The 15,677-nt window shown below is 66.2% G+C and carries 12 protein-coding genes; 7 read left to right on the top strand and 5 right to left on the bottom strand.

The features are described from left to right. Window positions 1-164: 164 nt before the first annotated feature. The 5 genes from AAFP35_RS06315 to AAFP35_RS06295 form a co-directional block, all read right to left on the bottom strand. Window positions 165-977 (bottom strand): ATP-binding cassette domain-containing protein, encoded by an 813-nt coding sequence (locus AAFP35_RS06315; RefSeq protein ID WP_419220695.1) that lies wholly within the window; start codon window positions 975-977, stop codon window positions 165-167. A gap of 7 nt (window positions 978-984) precedes the next feature. Then, window positions 985-2,043, bottom strand: a complete 1,059-nt coding sequence (locus AAFP35_RS06310) for an ABC transporter permease (protein WP_419220694.1) — start codon at window positions 2,041-2,043, stop codon at window positions 985-987. A 25-nt stretch (window positions 2,044-2,068) separates the two neighbouring features. Continuing rightward, on the bottom strand, window positions 2,069-3,061 hold the full coding sequence (locus tag AAFP35_RS06305) for a substrate-binding domain-containing protein (protein ID WP_419220788.1): 993 nt from the start codon (window positions 3,059-3,061) through the stop codon (window positions 2,069-2,071). A gap of 157 nt (window positions 3,062-3,218) precedes the next feature. Further along, the gene (locus AAFP35_RS06300; protein WP_419220787.1) at window positions 3,219-4,613 is read right to left on the bottom strand and encodes an MFS transporter; all 1,395 of its coding nucleotides are present in this window, start codon (window positions 4,611-4,613) and stop codon (window positions 3,219-3,221) included. Between the two features lie 17 nt (window positions 4,614-4,630). Further along, a complete protein-coding gene (locus AAFP35_RS06295; RefSeq protein ID WP_419220693.1) occupies window positions 4,631-5,857 on the bottom strand; it encodes a Gfo/Idh/MocA family protein in 1,227 nt (408 codons plus the stop codon). 183 nt (window positions 5,858-6,040) lie between these two features. Here AAFP35_RS06295 and iolC point away from each other — a divergent pair, with 183 nt between their 5' ends. The 7 genes from iolC to AAFP35_RS06260 all read left to right on the top strand — a co-directional run bounded on the left by iolC (window position 6,041) and on the right by AAFP35_RS06260 (window position 15,664). Then, on the top strand, window positions 6,041-7,057 hold the full coding sequence (gene iolC, locus AAFP35_RS06290) for a 5-dehydro-2-deoxygluconokinase (RefSeq protein ID WP_419220786.1): 1,017 nt from the start codon (window positions 6,041-6,043) through the stop codon (window positions 7,055-7,057). Beyond that, complete coding sequence (locus AAFP35_RS06285; RefSeq protein WP_419220692.1) at window positions 7,050-7,985, top strand: Cgl0159 family (beta/alpha)8-fold protein; 936 nt, start codon at window positions 7,050-7,052, stop codon at window positions 7,983-7,985. Before iolC ends, AAFP35_RS06285 begins: the two co-directional genes overlap by 8 nt. Before the next feature lie 11 nt (window positions 7,986-7,996). Then, on the top strand, window positions 7,997-8,959 hold the full coding sequence (gene iolB / locus AAFP35_RS06280) for a 5-deoxy-glucuronate isomerase (protein ID WP_419220691.1): 963 nt from the start codon (window positions 7,997-7,999) through the stop codon (window positions 8,957-8,959). Window positions 8,960-9,112: 153 nt separating this feature from the next. After that, a complete protein-coding gene (iolD, locus tag AAFP35_RS06275) occupies window positions 9,113-11,119 on the top strand; it encodes a 3D-(3,5/4)-trihydroxycyclohexane-1,2-dione acylhydrolase (decyclizing) (protein WP_419220690.1) in 2,007 nt (668 codons plus the stop codon). Further along, a complete protein-coding gene (locus tag AAFP35_RS06270) occupies window positions 11,116-12,204 on the top strand; it encodes a Gfo/Idh/MocA family protein (protein WP_419220689.1) in 1,089 nt (362 codons plus the stop codon). The genes iolD and AAFP35_RS06270 overlap by 4 nt, the downstream gene beginning before the upstream one ends. Before the next feature lie 117 nt (window positions 12,205-12,321). Further along, window positions 12,322-13,848, top strand: coding sequence for a CoA-acylating methylmalonate-semialdehyde dehydrogenase (locus tag AAFP35_RS06265; RefSeq protein WP_419220688.1), 1,527 nt, complete (start codon window positions 12,322-12,324; stop codon window positions 13,846-13,848). A gap of 349 nt (window positions 13,849-14,197) precedes the next feature. Continuing rightward, window positions 14,198-15,664, top strand: a complete 1,467-nt coding sequence (locus tag AAFP35_RS06260; RefSeq protein WP_419220687.1) for a sugar porter family MFS transporter — start codon at window positions 14,198-14,200, stop codon at window positions 15,662-15,664. Window positions 15,665-15,677 lie beyond the last annotated feature (13 nt).

The raw sequence follows: 15,677 nt of genomic DNA, 5'->3' as shown, positions 1-15,677 counted from the left end.
ACCAACCCACCGATCGAGTACAAATCGAGCCCAACCAACCCACCGATCAAGTAGGAACCGGGCCCAACCAACCCGCCGATCGAGTAGGGACCGAGGCGCCAGCCGAGGACCCGTATCGAGATCACACCTGCGTGCCGCGGGTGCGATCTCAATACGCATCGGCATCAGCGCCGCAACTCGTGTGACAACGTGTCGAGTTCGTCGCCGCCGGCCATCTGCTGGGTCAGTTCTTCGAGGGTGATCTCGTCGTAGCTGCAGTCCAGCTTCTGCCGACCACGGTTGAGCAGGACGAAGTGGTCGCCCACCATGTGCGCATGGTGCGGATTGTGTGTGATGAACACGACGCCGAAGCCCTGGTCGCGGGCTGCGGAGATGTAGCGCAACACGGTGCCGGACTGCTTCACGCCGAGCGCGGCGGTCGGCTCGTCGAGGATCAGGACCCGCGCACCGAAGTAGATGGCCCGCGAGATCGCCACGCACTGACGCTGTCCCCCGGACAGCGAGCCGATCGGCGCGTCCACGTCGGGCAGGTCGATGCCCATCTTGAACAGCTCTTCCTTCGTGGTCGCGCGCATCGACTGGATGTCCAGCGACCGGAACGGCCCCTTGCGGAGTTCTTGACCGAGGAAGAAGTTGCGCCACACCGGCATCAGTCCCACCACCGCGAGATCCTGGTACACGGTCGCGATACCCCGACCGAGTGCGTCCTTCGGTGATTCGAGTGTGGTCGGTTCACCGTCGACGAGCAGTTCCCCATCGGTCTGCTTGTGCAGGCCGGCCATGATCTTGATCAGGGTCGACTTGCCTGCGCCGTTGTCGCCGAGCACGCAGGTGACCTGGCCTGCGTGCACGCGCAGATTGATGTCGGCGAGTGCGATGATCGCACCGTAGGACTTGCCGATGCCACGGAACTCGATCAGTGGGACGTTGCCCCCGCTCGGCGCTTCTTCGGATGTCGATTCGACGACGGAACTCATTGCCCGATCACCTCTTTGCCGCGTAGTTACGGAAGCTGTTGTTGGCGATCACCGCGAAGAGCAGCATCGCCCCCATGAAGAACTTGAACCAGTCGGGATTCCATCCGGCATAGACGATGCCCTGATTGACCATGCCGAAGATGAAGGCACCGATCGCCGCGCCGACCGCGGTGCCGTAGCCGCCGGTGAGCAGGCAGCCACCCACCACCGCCGCGATGATGTAGAAGAACTCGTTGCCAACGCCCTGTCCGGACTGGACGGTGTCGAAGGCGAACAGCAGGTGCATGCCGACGAACCAGGCGCAGAATCCGACGAACATGAACATACCGATCTTGACCTTGGTGACCGGCACACCGACTGCTCGTGCCGAATCCTGGTTACCGCCGACGGCGAAGATCCAGTTACCCACCCGGGTCCGCATGAGCACCCAGGTCGCAACCAGCGTGAACAGGATCCACCAGACCACCGTGATCCGCACCGACACCCCGAACAGGGTGAATGACGACGCGAAGACCTTCTGCGCCGAGTCGAATCCCTGCATGTCCGAGATCGATGGGGTGGCGACCTGTCCGGTGACGAGTTTGGTGACCGCCAGGTTGATACCGGTGAGCATCAGGAACGTCGACAGGGTGATGAGGAACGATGGGATCTTGGTCTTCATGACCAGGTAGCCGTTGAAGAATCCGACGGCCAACGCCAGGACCAGCGCCAGAACCGCGCCCAGCCACACGTTGAGGTGCAGGTTGTAGGCCAACATCGACGCGGCCAGCGACGAGAAGGTCACCGCCACACCGGTCGACAGGTCGAACTCGCCGCCGATCATCAGCACCGCCACACCGCACGCCATGATGCCGATGGTGGAACTAGCGTAGAGGACGGTGGCCAACGCCTCCGGCGTCCGGAACGGCGCTGCGACGATGCAGAAGAAGACGAAGATCGCGATGGCGCCGAACAGCGCTCCGATCTCTGGCCGAACAAGCAGCCGCTGCAACGGCTTCTGGCGTTTCACTCGTTCATCGGTGACGACCTTGTGCGTGGACAGGTCGAGATCTGCTTGAGTACTCATCGGTGTTCCCTTCGTGGCCCCGCGGTCAGCGAGTGCCGCCCTTCGCGTACTCGGCGACCTGGTCGATGTTCGATTCGTCGATGAATGCCGGGCCGGTGAGCACGGCCTGCCCGCCGCCGATGGTGTTCCCGTTGGTCAGGTAGAGCCAGAGCGAATCGATCGCGAGATACCCCTGCAGGTACGGCTGCTGATCGACGGCCCACTTGACGTCGCCGTTCTGGATCAGCGGAACCAGAGCCGAGTTGGTGTCGAAGGTGACGATCTCCGCCTCAGAACCCGCGTTGCCCTTGGACTGCACCGCGGTCTGCGCGATCGGCGCACCCAGCGTGACGACCGTGTCGATCGACGGATCCTGTTGCAGCTTCGCGGTCATCGTCGCCTCGACGGACGGCATGTCCTTGCTGTTGACGTTCAGGATCTCGAAGCCACCTCCGGTGAAACCCTGTCGGACACCGGCGCATCGGGACTCCAGCGCCACCTGGCCCTGTTCCTGGATGACACACAGAACCTTCTTCCGCCCGTCCTTCGTGAGGCGTTCGCCCGCGGTCCGACCGGCCAGCGTCTCGTCCTGACCGAAGTACTGCTGGACGCCCATGCTCTTCCAGTTGTCGTACCCCGCGTTGAACGCGACCACCGGGATACCGGCGCCGAGAGCACGTTTGACCGCGGGCGCCATCGCATCCGGCTTTGCCAGGGTCAACGCGATCCCGTCGACCTTGCTGTCGATCGCGGTCTGCACGAGGTTCGCCTGGTTGGGCGCCTCGGGGTCCGACGAGTACTGCAGCTTGATGTTGTCCTTCTTGGCGGCCATCTCGGCACCCTTGCGGATGAGGTCCCAGAACGAATCGCCGGGCACCTCGTGGGTGATCATCGCGATGGTCTTGGTCGGGGTGCCCGCGTTGCCTGCGCCACCACCGTTGCCGCCGTTGTCGTCTGGCTTGCCCCCGGTGCTCGAACACGCCCCGACGATCAACACCGCCGACGACACCACGGCGGTGAACCCGACGAGCCGGCGCATCCGCCCCGCCCGGTGGCGCTGTGAGGAATCCATCGTTGTCTCATCCCTTCGATCTGACCGCGGGCTGTCCCGCGAGCCACTCTCCTTGAGATGATGTAATACCCGTCACACCAGTGCTGTCAAGACTTTGTAAGGACATTCGGAGTTGCCTCGGTGTTCACCCGCGGCCGACGGCCCGTTGACCTGCCGACGCGGGGAGCCGGATGGCCCCGACCACACACACCAGCGTCAGTACCGCGAGCAGCCCGAACGCCGCAGAGTACGCACCGGCCGGCAACGCGTCGATGCCCGCACAGAGCGCGATCGCAACCGCCCCGAACGCCACGCCGAAAGCCGAACCGAGTTCCTGGACGGCCGCGTGCACCGCGTTCGCGTCGCTGAGATGCTCGGCGTCCACGTCGGCGAACGCGAGGGTGTTGTAGGCGGAGAAACCGATCGACCGCAGCGCACCGGACACCACGAGCACGACGGCGACGACCACACCTGCCGTCGCCGGCCCCAGCGCCGCGAGCGCCACGAACGCGACCACCGACACGGCCAGATCGATCACCAGCACCCTGCGGATACCCCAGCGGCGCATCGCAGGGGTCGTCAAGGGTTTGATGCCGACGTTGCCGACGAACAGCGCTGCCACCATCGCGCCCGCCGCCACAGGCGACCAGCCGAACTGCAGTTGGAACATCAGCGGCAGCAGAAACGGCACCGCGCTGATCACCACCCGGTAGACGGTTCCGTACCCGATCACCGAGGCGAACGAATGCACCTGCACGACCTCGAGATTCAGCAACGGATCGGGGCACGACCGCATGCGGCGGATGGCGGCGGCGCCGAGCAAGGTCGCCGTCACCGACGTGACCACCACCATCGGCCACCGAGGCGTCTGCGCCGCGAGTTCCTGGGCCGTGGTCATCGCCGCAGCCACCGCAACGGTGGTCAGTGCGACACCGAGCACGTCGAGTCGCCGCCTGCGTCCACCAGGCTCGACCGGCCTGCACCAGACCACGGCGGCCACCAATCCCACCAGACCGATCGGGACGTTGATCGCAAAGATGATCCGCCAGTCGGTATGGGCCACGATGAGCCCGCCGAGCAACGGCGCCAGCACCGGCGCGACGAGCGCAGGCCACGTCAGAAATGCGATTGCCCGCACGATCTGGGCCCGCTCGACGGTTCGGAGCACGGCCAGACGGCCCAGCGGCACCATCATCGCACCACCGGCAGCCTGCACCACCCGCATCACCACCAGGATCGAAAGATCCGGCGCCAGAGCACAACCCGCGGACGCCGCGGTGAACACCGCCACCGCGATCACGAACACCCGACGGATACCGAAACGGTCCGCGATCCAGCCGGACAACGGGATCACCACCGCCAGCGTGGTGAGATACGCGGTGACGACCACCGTGACATCGAGCGGCCGAACACCGAGATCCGCAGCCATCGCGGGCAATGCTGTGGTGACGATGGTGGCGTCGAGGATCTCCATGAACATCGCACCGGCCCCCAGCAGTGCCAGGGCGTACGGGAAGTCCGCGGGCCGTGCCGCCCGCATCCGGCCGCGGAGGTCGATCACTCCTCGACGGCGACCGGCGTCGTCCAGGCCCCGTCGCGCACCGAACGGGTCATCGCGTCCACCACCTCGGCGGCACGCACCGCATCGACGATGGTCGCCCCGCTCGACCCGCTCGCCTCCCCGATCGAAGCACAGAAGCGGGCCGCCTCGATCACCTTGAGATCGTCATACCCCATCGCGGTAGCCGCACCCGGCTGGAAGGCCGCGTAGTCGCCGTCTCCCGGACCGACGAAGCGCGTCGACACCGCCAGATCCTGGACGTCGCCGCCACCTCTGCTGCGGCCGATCTCGAGTTCGCCCATACGACGGAAATCCCACCGCACCACCCCTGCGGTGCCGTGGATCTCGAACCCGTACGAGTTCTGCGCGCCCACCGACACCCGGCTGGCCTCGAGCACGCACCGTGCACCCGATGCCATCCGCATCTGCGCGGAGACGTAGTCGTCGTTCTCCACGGGTCCACGCTCCCCGCCGCCGGCCAGCTGATGACCCGACGTCGCGCCTGTCGGCCGTGGGCGCTCGGCGATGAAGACGGCAGTGTCGGCGACCAACGAATCGATGTCGCCGAGCAGATACCAGACCAGATCGGCGCCGTGCGAGGCCAGGTCACCGAGCACACCGTTGCCACCGCGCTCGGCCTGGAATCGCCAGCTCAGCGCCCCGTCCGGGTGGGCAGCGTAATCGCTGAACAACCGGAAGCGAGCATGGGTGATCTCACCGATCTCACCTGCTGCGATGGCCTCCCGGGCCGCGGCGACCGCAGGCGCGTTGCGGTAGTTGAATCCCACCGCCGTCTGCACTCCGGCATCCGCGGCCGCGGCCGCAACCGCCCGGGCGTCGGCGGCCGACAACCCCACCGGCTTCTCGATCCACAAATGCTTTCCCGCCGCCGCAACGGCGCATCCGATCTCGCGATGCAAGAAGTTGGGAGCGGTCACGCTCACGGCACCGATCGTCGGATCCTCGACGACCCTGCGCCAATCCGAGACCGTCGTGGGCACATCGAACTGCGCGGCGGCCTCGGCCGCCCGATCGACGACCTCGTCGGCGATGACCGCGAGTTCGGGCACCGGTGACAGGTGTGGGTAATGGTGGCGCACACGCGCATACGCCTGCGCGTGGGCTCGCCCCATCCACCCGAAGCCGACGATGGCCACGGGAAGGGTCGTCGTCTCCCGGCCGCGCGGAGTGGGCTGCGGATCGGCAACAGTGGTGACTGCCATGGTTGTTGTCCCTTCGAACGGGGCCTCACGGGGCCCTGTGATCTGCTTCACCCCACTATGCCAGGTAAGAATGTCAGGACAAAGTCTTGACTTTGCGATGTGAACTGACGCACAGTGGATGCCAAGGCCGATGGTCCCCGACCGCACGGCATCGAGCTGTCCAACCACGAGCAGGAGCAGTACGTGACCGCACAGCGTCCATCCCCGCCGGAGTCCCCCGCTGCAGGCGGGACACCCGTCTTCGACGTGCTGGCCATCGGCCGCAGCGGGGTCGACATCTACCCGCAGCAGGTCGGTGTCGGCCTCGACGAGGTCACCAGCTTCGGCAAGTTCCTCGGCGGCAGCGCGGCCAACGTCGCGGTCGCGGCCGCCCGCCTGGGCCATCGCAGCGCGCTGGTGTCGGGTGTCGGCGACGATCCGTTCGGCCGCTTCGTCCGCGACGAATTGGCTCGACTCGGCGTGGACAACCGTTTCGTCGGTGTCGACGACGTCTACGCCACCCCGGTGACCTTCTGCGAGATCTTTCCGCCGGACGACTTCCCGCTCTACTTCTATCGCAAGCCGAGCGCTCCCGATCTCCAGGTCGAGGCCGCCGACATCGATGCCGCCGCCGTCCACGACGCCCATCTGTTCTGGTCGACGGTGACCGGGCTCTCCGAAGAGCCCTCGCGCGGCGCTCATTTCGCCGCGTGGGAGGCCCGCGGCCGTCAGTCGCTGACCGTTCTCGACCTCGACTACCGGCCGATGTTCTGGGAGACCCCGGCGGCCGCCACCGAGCAGGTACGCAAGGCACTGACCCATGTCACCGTGGCGGTGGGCAACCGCGAGGAATGCGAGATCGCCGTCGGCGAGACGGACCCGCATGCCGCCGCCGATGCACTGCTCGATCTGGGGGTCGAACTCGCCATCGTCAAGCAGGGTCCGCGCGGCGTGCTGGGCAAGACCCGCACCGAAACCGTCGAGGTCGCACCGGTTCCGGTCGACGTCGTCAACGGTCTCGGCGCCGGGGACAGTTTCGGCGGCAGCCTCTGCCACGGATTGTTGTCGGGCTGGCCGTTGGAGAAGATCCTGCGCCACGCCAACGCCGCGGGTGCGATCGTCGCAGGCCGACTGGAATGTTCCACCGCCATGCCCACCGCCGACGAGGTCGCCGAGCTGGCCGAATCCGCCATCACCGCCGAGGAGAAACTCAATGTCTGACGTCGCGACGACGCCGGGGCCCGCGCAGACGCGTATCGGCCGTAACGGCGGTCCGGTGTGCTCCACCTACGCAGATGTCACTGCCGTCCGCGCCCAGAATCCACAGGTCATCGCCGAGTCGTGGGCGCGCCGGCAGCGCCGGGCGACCGTGACCGGCACGGACCGGCTGATGATCGTGGCCGCCGATCACCCGGCCCGCGGCGCATTGTCGGTGGGCGCCAACCCGACCGCGATGAACAGTCGCTCCGATCTGCTCGACCGGTTGCGGACGGCGTTGGCCAATCCCGGCGTCGACGGGGTGCTCGCGACATCGGACATCCTCGAAGACCTCTTGCTGCTCGGTGCGCTCGAGGACAAGGTGGTCTTCTCGTCGATGAACCGCGGCGGGTTGGCAGGCGCATCGTTCGAACTCGATGACCGGATGACCGCGGCCACCGCCGCGTGGACCATCGACTCGGGCTTGAACGGCGCCAAGATGCTGTGCCGCGTCGACCTTTCCGACCCCGGCACGTTGAACATGATGACGGCGTGCGCGGGCGCAGTCGACGATCTGGCCGCCGGCCGGTCCATCGCGATGCTCGAACCCTTCCTGTCGTCGCGCATCGACGGCAAGGTGCGCAACGACCTCACCGCGGACGCGGTGATCAAGTCGATGCACATCGTCCAGGGGCTGGGGTCGACGTCGGCGTACACCTGGCTCAAGCTGCCGGTGGTCGACGAGATGGAGCGCGTCATGGACGCCACCACCTTGCCGACCCTGCTGCTGGGCGGTGACCCGCAAACCGCACCCGACGAGACCTTCGCGAGTTGGGAACGCGCCCTGCGCATCCCGTCGGTCCGCGGACTCATCGTGGGCCGAACCCTGCTCTATCCCGCCGACGACGACGTGGCCACCGCGGTCGACACCGCGGTGAACCTGGTCAGCTGAGAGGACGGTTCATGAACAGCAAGTGGTACATCCCAGCCGGCGCCGGCGCCGGGAGCGTAGCGAGCGGGCCGAATCCACACGGCGCCGGGAGCGTAGCGAGCGGGCCGAATCGACACGGCGCCGGGAGCGTAGCGAGCGGGCCGTTGGCGGTGGACGTCACCCCTGAGTCGGCGGGCTGGTCGGAATCGTCGTTGTTCGTCGTCGAACTCGGCGCCGGCGAGTCGGTGACCCGAGCCAGTGGCGACGACGAGATCGTCGTGGTCCCGCTTGCCAGCTCCGCAGCCGTGTCGTGCGGTGGCGAAGAGTTCGAACTAACCGGTCGCGCAAGTGTTTTCGACGGGCCCAGCGATTTCGCCTATGTCGGGCGCGGCAGCTCGTTCACCGTGACGAGCACGGACGGCGGACGGTTCGCGCTCTGCGGTGCCCGGGCATCGACGACCCTGCCGTTCCGTTACGGACCGGTGGCAGGCGTTCCGGTGGAGTTGCGCGGTGCGGGCAACTGCAGCCGGCAGGTTCACAATTTCGCCACGGCCGACGTGTTCGAGGCCGACTCGATCATCGCCTGCGAGGTCATCACCCCCGGGGGTAACTGGTCGAGCTATCCGGCCCACAAGCACGACGAGGACACCGAGAACGAGTCGCAACTCGAGGAGATCTACTACTTCGAGATCGCCGACGGTCCCGACGGTTCGCCGGGGTTCGGTTATCACCGCGTCTACGGCACACCTGAGCGCCCGATCGAGGTGCTCGAGGAGGTCCGCAGCGGCGATGTCGTCTTGGTACCGCACGGCTATCACGGTCCGTCGATCGCCGCGCCCGGCTATCACATGTACTACCTCAACGTGATGGCCGGCTCCGGCCCGAATCGCGCGTGGCAGATCTGCGACGATCCGGCGCACACCTGGTTGCGCGACAGCTGGCAGCACCAGGATGTGGATCCCCGACTCCCCTTGCACGAAAACACCTCTCGATGACGGATCTCGATACGCCTCGGACTCGCTCCGCTCGCTCGCGGCTACTCGATCACCGGAACAGACCGCCGATCGAGTAGCCACCGAGCGCAGCGAGGCGGCGTATCGAGATCAGAGGCACCACCACCCCCAACCACCCATCAGAAGGAAGCAATCGTGGCACCGATCAACCAGGGACGAGCCGGCGGGGTAACCGGCGTTCGGACGCCCCACGGTGAACCGACCGTCCGGCTCACCGTCGCGCAGGCGACAGTACGGTTCCTCGCGAATCAGTACGTCGAACGGGACGGCGAGCGCAGCAAGTTCTTCGCCGGATGCTTCGGCATCTTCGGTCACGGCAATGTCGCCGGCCTCGGTCAGGCGTTGCTACAGAACGAGATCGACGATGTGGATGCCGGGCGGGAGTTGTCACTCAAGTACGTGTTGGGCCGCAACGAGCAGGCGATGGTGCACTCGGCCGTCGGATTTGCACGTATGCGCGATCGCCTGCAGACCTGGGCGGTCACCGCGTCGGTCGGTCCGGGCGCGACCAACATGCTGACCGGCGCCGCCCTGGCCACCATCAACCGGCTACCGGTGTTGCTGTTGCCCGCGGACACCTTCGCCACGCGCGCGTCGGCGCCCGTGCTGCAGGAACTCGAGTTGCCGTCGTCGGGCGACGTGACCGTCAACGACGCGTTCAAACCCGTCTCCCGATTCTTCGATCGGGTGTGGCGACCCGAGCAGCTACCGGCGGCGTTGCTCGGCGCGATGCGGGTGCTGACCGATCCGGTGGAGACCGGAGCGGCCACCGTCGCGATCCCACAGGATGTGCAGGCCGAGGCGTTCGATTGGCCTGCATCGTTGTTCGCCGAACGCACCTGGCACGTCGCCCGCCCGCTGCCCGAACGGCACGTCATCGCCGAGGCAGCCGAGATCATCCGCTCCGCGCAACGGCCGCTGATCGTCGCGGGTGGCGGCGTGATCTACAGCGGCGCAACCGCGGCGCTCGCGCGCCTGTGCGCTGCCACGGGTATTCCGGTGGGCCAGAGCCAGGCCGGCAAGGGCGCGCTGCCCTACGACCACCCGCAGTCGGTGGGGGCCATCGGTTCCACCGGCACCACCGCCGCCAACGCGCTGGCCGCCGAAGCCGATGTGGTGATCGGGATCGGCACGCGCTACAGCGATTTCACCACTGCGTCACGAACCGCGTTCACCGGCGACGGTGTCCGGTTCGTCAACATCAACGTGGCATCCCTGGATTCGGTCAAGCACAGCGGCTACAGCGTGGTCGCCGACGCACGCGAATCCATCGAGGCCCTCGACGAGTTGCTCTCCGGGTACACGGTCGACTCCGCTTACCGCGCAAGGGTTTCGGTGCTTGCCGAGGAGTGGGACGATATCGTCGAGCAGGCCTACTCCCCGACCTCGGTCGGCACCAATGTCGCCACCGGCGACGAGGCGCTGACCCAGGGTGCGGTCATCGGGCTGGTGAACGAAACCTCCGATCCACGCGATGTCGTCGTCTGCGCGGCCGGCTCCATGCCCGGTGACCTGCACAAGCTCTGGCGTACCCGGGATTCGAAGGGCTATCACGTCGAGTACGGCTATTCGTGTATGGGCTACGAGGTCGCCGGCGGGCTCGGCGTCAAGATGGCCTGCCCGGACCGGGACGTCTTCGTCATGGTCGGCGACGGTTCGTACCTGATGATGGCGACCGAACTGGTCACCGCGATCCAGGAGAACCTGAAGGTCATCGTGGTGCTCGTGCAGAATCACGGGTTCGCCTCGATCGGATCGTTGTCGGAATCGCTCGGTTCGCAACGATTCGGCACCAACTATCGTTACCGCGGCACCAACGGACGGCTCGAGGGCGCCACCCTGCCCGTCGATCTCGCCGCCAACGCGGCATCGCTCGGTGCCGACGTGATCCGGGCGAACACCGCCGCCGAGTTCGCCGACGCCATCAAGACCGCCAAGGCCGCCGACCGCACGACCGTCATCCACGTGGAGACCGATCCGCTGATCGGAGCACCCGACAGCGAATCGTGGTGGGACGTACCGGTGTCCGAGACATCGACGCTGGGATCGACCCAGCAGGCCTACGACGTTTACGCCCAGTGGAAAGCCGTTCAACGGCCGTACCTGAACCCGACCGACCCGACCAACGGAGAGAAGAAATGACCACTCCTTCGCACACCGGCGCCTCCGGGCACGACCTGCGCATCGCCGTCCTGGGTGTCGGCATGATGGGTGCCGACCATGTCGCCCGGATCACCGAGCGCACCAAGGGTGCAACGGTCACCGTGCTCAACGATTATCTGCCGGAGAAGGCCGATGAACTCGCCGCCACGATCCCCGGATGCCGGGTGGTCAACGATCCGCTGGACGCGATCGCCGATCCCGATGTCGACGCGGTGATCCTGGCCACGCCCGGTCCGACACATGAGAAGCAGTTGCTCGCCTGCCTGGAGGCAGGCAAGCCGGTGATGTGCGAGAAGCCGCTGACGACCGACGTCGCCACCTCGTTGGAGATCGTCAAGCGGGAGGCCGAGTCGGGCCGCAAGCTGATCCAGGTCGGCTTCATGCGCCGGTTCGATCACGAGTACGAGCAGCTCAAGGGACTGATCGACGGCGGCACCTTCGGTCAGGTCCTGCTGGCCCACTTCGTCCATCGCAATCCGGCGGTTCCACCGAGCTTCGACAGTTCGATGATCGTCAAGGACTCACTCGTCCACGAGGTGGACGCGACGAGGTTCTTCTTCGACGAGGAGATCACCTCGGTTCAGGTCATCGCGCCGGGGAGCAACCCGAATGCACCGGAGGGACTGAAAGATCCGCAGATCGCGATCTTCACCACCGAATCCGGCCGGCACGTCGACGTCGAATGTTTCGTCACCACCGGCGTCGCCTACGAGGTCCGGACCGAACTCGTCGGCGAACTCGGGTCGGCGTTCATCGGACTCGACCAGGGACTGATCCGCAAGCAGCGCAATCCCGTTCAGACCGACACGGGCGACGGCCGCAAGATCGCCGGCATCTCGACCGGCGACATCACACCGTCGTTCGTCGAACGATTCGGCGTCGCCTACGACGTCGAGATCCAACGGTGGGTCAATGCGGTGCGGCGCGGCGACAATGTCGACGGCCCCGGCGCCTGGGACGGCTATGCCGCGGCCGCGGTCTGCGCCGCCGGGGTCAAGGCCCTCGAGACCGGCGAGCCCCAGTCGGTCGAGATGGTCTCGCGCGCTTCGATTCCCGGAGCCTGAGCCCACCCGACCGACCCTCGCTCCCAGCGAAAACACACCACCACCCGGGCGCTGCCCGGGCAGACGAGCAGGCTCCACGCCGAGCAGAAGACCTGTCACCCATCCAGGAGAATCCCCATGACCACCATCACCCACTGGGTCAACAACAAGGCCTATCCCGGCACGTCCGCTGACACCGCCCCGGTGACCAACCCGGCGACCGGAGCGGTCACCGGCGAGGTCGCCCTGGCCAACATCGAGGACGCCCGCGCCGTGATCGATGCCGCCTCGGCAGCCTTCCCCACATGGCGCGACACCTCACTGGCCAAACGCACCGCGATCTTGTTCCGATTCCGCGAACTCCTCAACGAGCGCAAGGGCGAGTTGGCCCAGATCATCACCTCCGAGCACGGGAAGGTCGTGTCCGACGCGCTCGGCGAGGTGTCCCGGGGTCAAGAGGTCGTCGAATTCGCCTGCGGTATACCGCATCTGCTGAAGGGCGGATTCACCGAGAACGCTTCGACGAAGGTCGATGTCTTCTCGATCCGTCAGCCGCTCGGACCGGTCGGCATCATCTCGCCCTTCAACTTCCCCGCCATGGTCCCGATGTGGTTCTTCCCCATCGCCATCGCCGCGGGCAACACCGTGGTGCTCAAGCCGAGCGAGAAGGACCCGTCCGCCTCGTTGTGGCTGGCCGACCTGTGGCGCGAGGCAGGTCTGCCCGACGGCGTGTTCAACGTCCTGCAGGGTGACAAGCTCGCGGTCGACGAGTTGTTGACGAACAAGGCGATCAAGTCCATCAGCTTCGTCGGGTCCACACCGATCGCCGAATACGTCTATGCCACCGGAACCGCCGCGGGCAAGCGGGTCCAGGCACTCGGCGGGGCCAAGAATCATGCCATCGTGCTCCCCGACGCCGACCTCGATGTCACCGCGGACGCCATGGTCAACGCCGGATTCGGCTCCGCAGGTGAGCGGTGCATGGCGATCTCGGTGGCGGTCGCCGTCGGGGACGTCGCCGACGAACTCGTGGACAAGATCGCCGAACGGGCCAAGACCATCAAGACCGGCGACGGCACTCTCGACAGTGACATGGGCCCGCTGGTCACCGCCGCCCACCGTGACAAGGTGCGCTCCTACGTCGATGCCGGCGAAAAGGACGGCGCCACCATCGTTCTCGACGGACGTCAGGTCGACGTCGACGGTGGCGGAAACTCCGGGGCGAGCGACGCGCCGGGAGAGTACACCGACGGGTTCTGGCTCGGGCCGACCCTACTCGACAACGTCACCCCGGACATGTCGGTCTACACCGACGAGATCTTCGGTCCGGTCCTGTCGGTGGTGCGGGTCGAGAGCTTCGAGGAGGCACTCGAGTTGATCAATTCGAACCCGTACGGCAACGGCACCGCCATCTTCACCAACGACGGCGGCGCCGCCCGTCGATTCCAGAACGAGGTCGAGGTCGGCATGGTCGGTATCAATGTGCCGATCCCGGTGCCGATGGCCTACTACAGCTTCGGCGGCTGGAAGGCGTCGCTGTTCGGCGACACCCATGCCCACGGCACGGAGGGCGTCCATTTCTTCACCCGGGCCAAAGCCATCACCAGCCGTTGGCTCGACCCCTCCCACGGCGGTATCAACCTCGGGTTCCCGCAGAACGCCTGATCCGGCGACGCCGGTCGCCTCCACACGACATCGGTGTGGAGGCGACCGGCGTGTCCGGAGGTCTCAGAGGTGGACGGTGACACGTTCGCGTGCCGACCGCCGCGCAAGAGAACCCCCTGCCCCATATCCCACCAGTCCCCAACGCATCAGATCCTTGTCAGGACATATATGTCGGTCAAACGGAGGTGCCGTCGAGGATCTCGGCTCGATTCTTGCATATGCCCAGTTCCAGATGTTTTCGCGAAATTAGTTTGACAGATTGTTAGGACATTTGCCGCCTATCGCTTATGCTGGCTTGTGACCACCATCACCACCGCAGGGTCGATGTAACGCAAGACGAGGAGTTCCCATGTCCACAGCCGAGACCTCCGACCTCGCCCGAGAACGCACCGCGCTACCGCCACTCGGCAGCGGCCCCTTCCGGCGTCGCCTGCATGCGGTAGCGCTGATCGCCACACTGGGCGGTCTTCTCTTCGGTTACGACACCGGGGTCATCAACGGCGCCCTGGAGCCGATGAAAACCGATCTCGGGCTGACCGCGTTCACCGAAGGCGTCGTCACGAGTTCGCTGCTCTTCGCCGCCGCGGTCGGCGCCATGATCGGAGGCCGACTCGCGGATCGGATCGGACGCCGTCGGACGATCGTCATGTTGGCGGTGCTCTTCCTCATCGGCGCTCTCACGTGTGTGGTCGCCCCCGGTTTCGGAATCATGGTTCTCGGTCGCGTGGTGCTCGGGCTCGCCGTCGGCAGCGCATCCACGGTCGTCCCGGTCTACCTCGCAGAGCTCGCCCCCTACGAGATCCGCGGTTCACTGGCCGGGCGCAACGAGCTGATGATCGTCATCGGCCAGCTCGCCGCCTTCGTGATCAACGCGATCATCGGCAACGTGTGGGGCGAACACGACGGCGTCTGGCGCATCATGCTCGCGGTCGCCGCGCTGCCCGCGATCTGCCTGCTGGTCGGCATGACCCGCGTCCCGGAATCACCCCGATGGCTGATCTCCCAGGGCCGTCCGGACGAAGCGTACGAGGTCCTCGCGACCATTCGTTCACAGCAACGTGCCCGCGCAGAGGTCGACATGGTCACCGAACTCGCCGAGATGGAAAAGAACCGCGTCCACGGCTCATGGTCGGCTCTGCGCGACAGCCGCTGGGTGCGTCGCATCATCCTCGTGGGCATCGGACTCGGTGTCGCACAACAACTCACCGGGATCAACTCGATCATGTACTACGGGCAGTCGGTGCTCAAGGATGCCGGCTTCGCCTCGAATGCCGCCCTGATCGCCAACATCGCGCCCGGCATCATCGCCGTCGTCGGCTCGGCCACCGCACTCTGGTTGGCGCAGCGGATGAATCGCCGCACCACACTGCTCATCGGGTACAGCCTGACCACCGTGTGCCACTTCCTCATCGGCTTCGCGTCGATCCTCCTGCCGCCCGGCAACCCTGCGCGTCCCTACGTGATCCTGACACTGGTCGTGCTGTTCGTCGGGTCGATGCAGACCTTCCTCAACGTGGCCACCTGGGTACTGCTCTCGGAGATCTTCCCGCTGCAGATCCGCGGCCTCGCCATCGGCATCTCGGTCTTCTGCCTGTGGATGACCAATGCGTTCCTCGGCCTGTTCTTCCCGACGCTGGTCAACGCGATGGGCATCACCGGGACGTTCTTCATGTTCGGCGTGGTCGGGATCTTCGCGTTGGTCTTCGTCTACACACAGGCGCCGGAGACCCGCGGCCGAACGCTCGAGGAGGTGGAGGACGACGTGACCACCGGAGCGATCTACACCCATCACCTGCGCGCGAAGTCGGACGCCTGACCTGACGGACGAC

It is taken from the genome of Gordonia sp. CPCC 206044, from assembly GCF_048537895.1.
In the GTDB taxonomy this organism is placed as follows: Bacteria; Actinomycetota; Actinomycetes; order Mycobacteriales; family Mycobacteriaceae; genus Gordonia.
This window is presented reverse-complemented; position numbering and strand designations above follow the sequence as displayed.

Excerpts from the sequence above, each read along its gene's own strand:
- AAFP35_RS06315 (WP_419220695.1), bottom strand. The coding sequence starts at position 977 with ATGAGTTCCGTCGTCGAATCGACATCCGAAGAAGCGCCGAGCGGGGGC.
- AAFP35_RS06310 (WP_419220694.1), bottom strand. The coding sequence starts at position 2,043 with ATGAGTACTCAAGCAGATCTCGACCTGTCCACGCACAAGGTCGTCACC.
- AAFP35_RS06305 (WP_419220788.1), bottom strand. The coding sequence starts at position 3,061 with ATGCGCCGGCTCGTCGGGTTCACCGCCGTGGTGTCGTCGGCGGTGTTG.
- AAFP35_RS06300 (WP_419220787.1), bottom strand. The coding sequence starts at position 4,613 with ATGCGGGCGGCACGGCCCGCGGACTTCCCGTACGCCCTGGCACTGCTG.
- AAFP35_RS06295 (WP_419220693.1), bottom strand. The coding sequence starts at position 5,857 with ATGGCAGTCACCACTGTTGCCGATCCGCAGCCCACTCCGCGCGGCCGG.
- AAFP35_RS06285 (WP_419220692.1), top strand. The coding sequence starts at position 7,050 with ATGTCTGACGTCGCGACGACGCCGGGGCCCGCGCAGACGCGTATCGGC.
- iolB (WP_419220691.1), top strand. The coding sequence starts at position 7,997 with ATGAACAGCAAGTGGTACATCCCAGCCGGCGCCGGCGCCGGGAGCGTA.
- AAFP35_RS06270 (WP_419220689.1), top strand. The coding sequence starts at position 11,116 with ATGACCACTCCTTCGCACACCGGCGCCTCCGGGCACGACCTGCGCATC.
- AAFP35_RS06265 (WP_419220688.1), top strand. The coding sequence starts at position 12,322 with ATGACCACCATCACCCACTGGGTCAACAACAAGGCCTATCCCGGCACG.
- AAFP35_RS06260 (WP_419220687.1), top strand. The coding sequence starts at position 14,198 with ATGTCCACAGCCGAGACCTCCGACCTCGCCCGAGAACGCACCGCGCTA.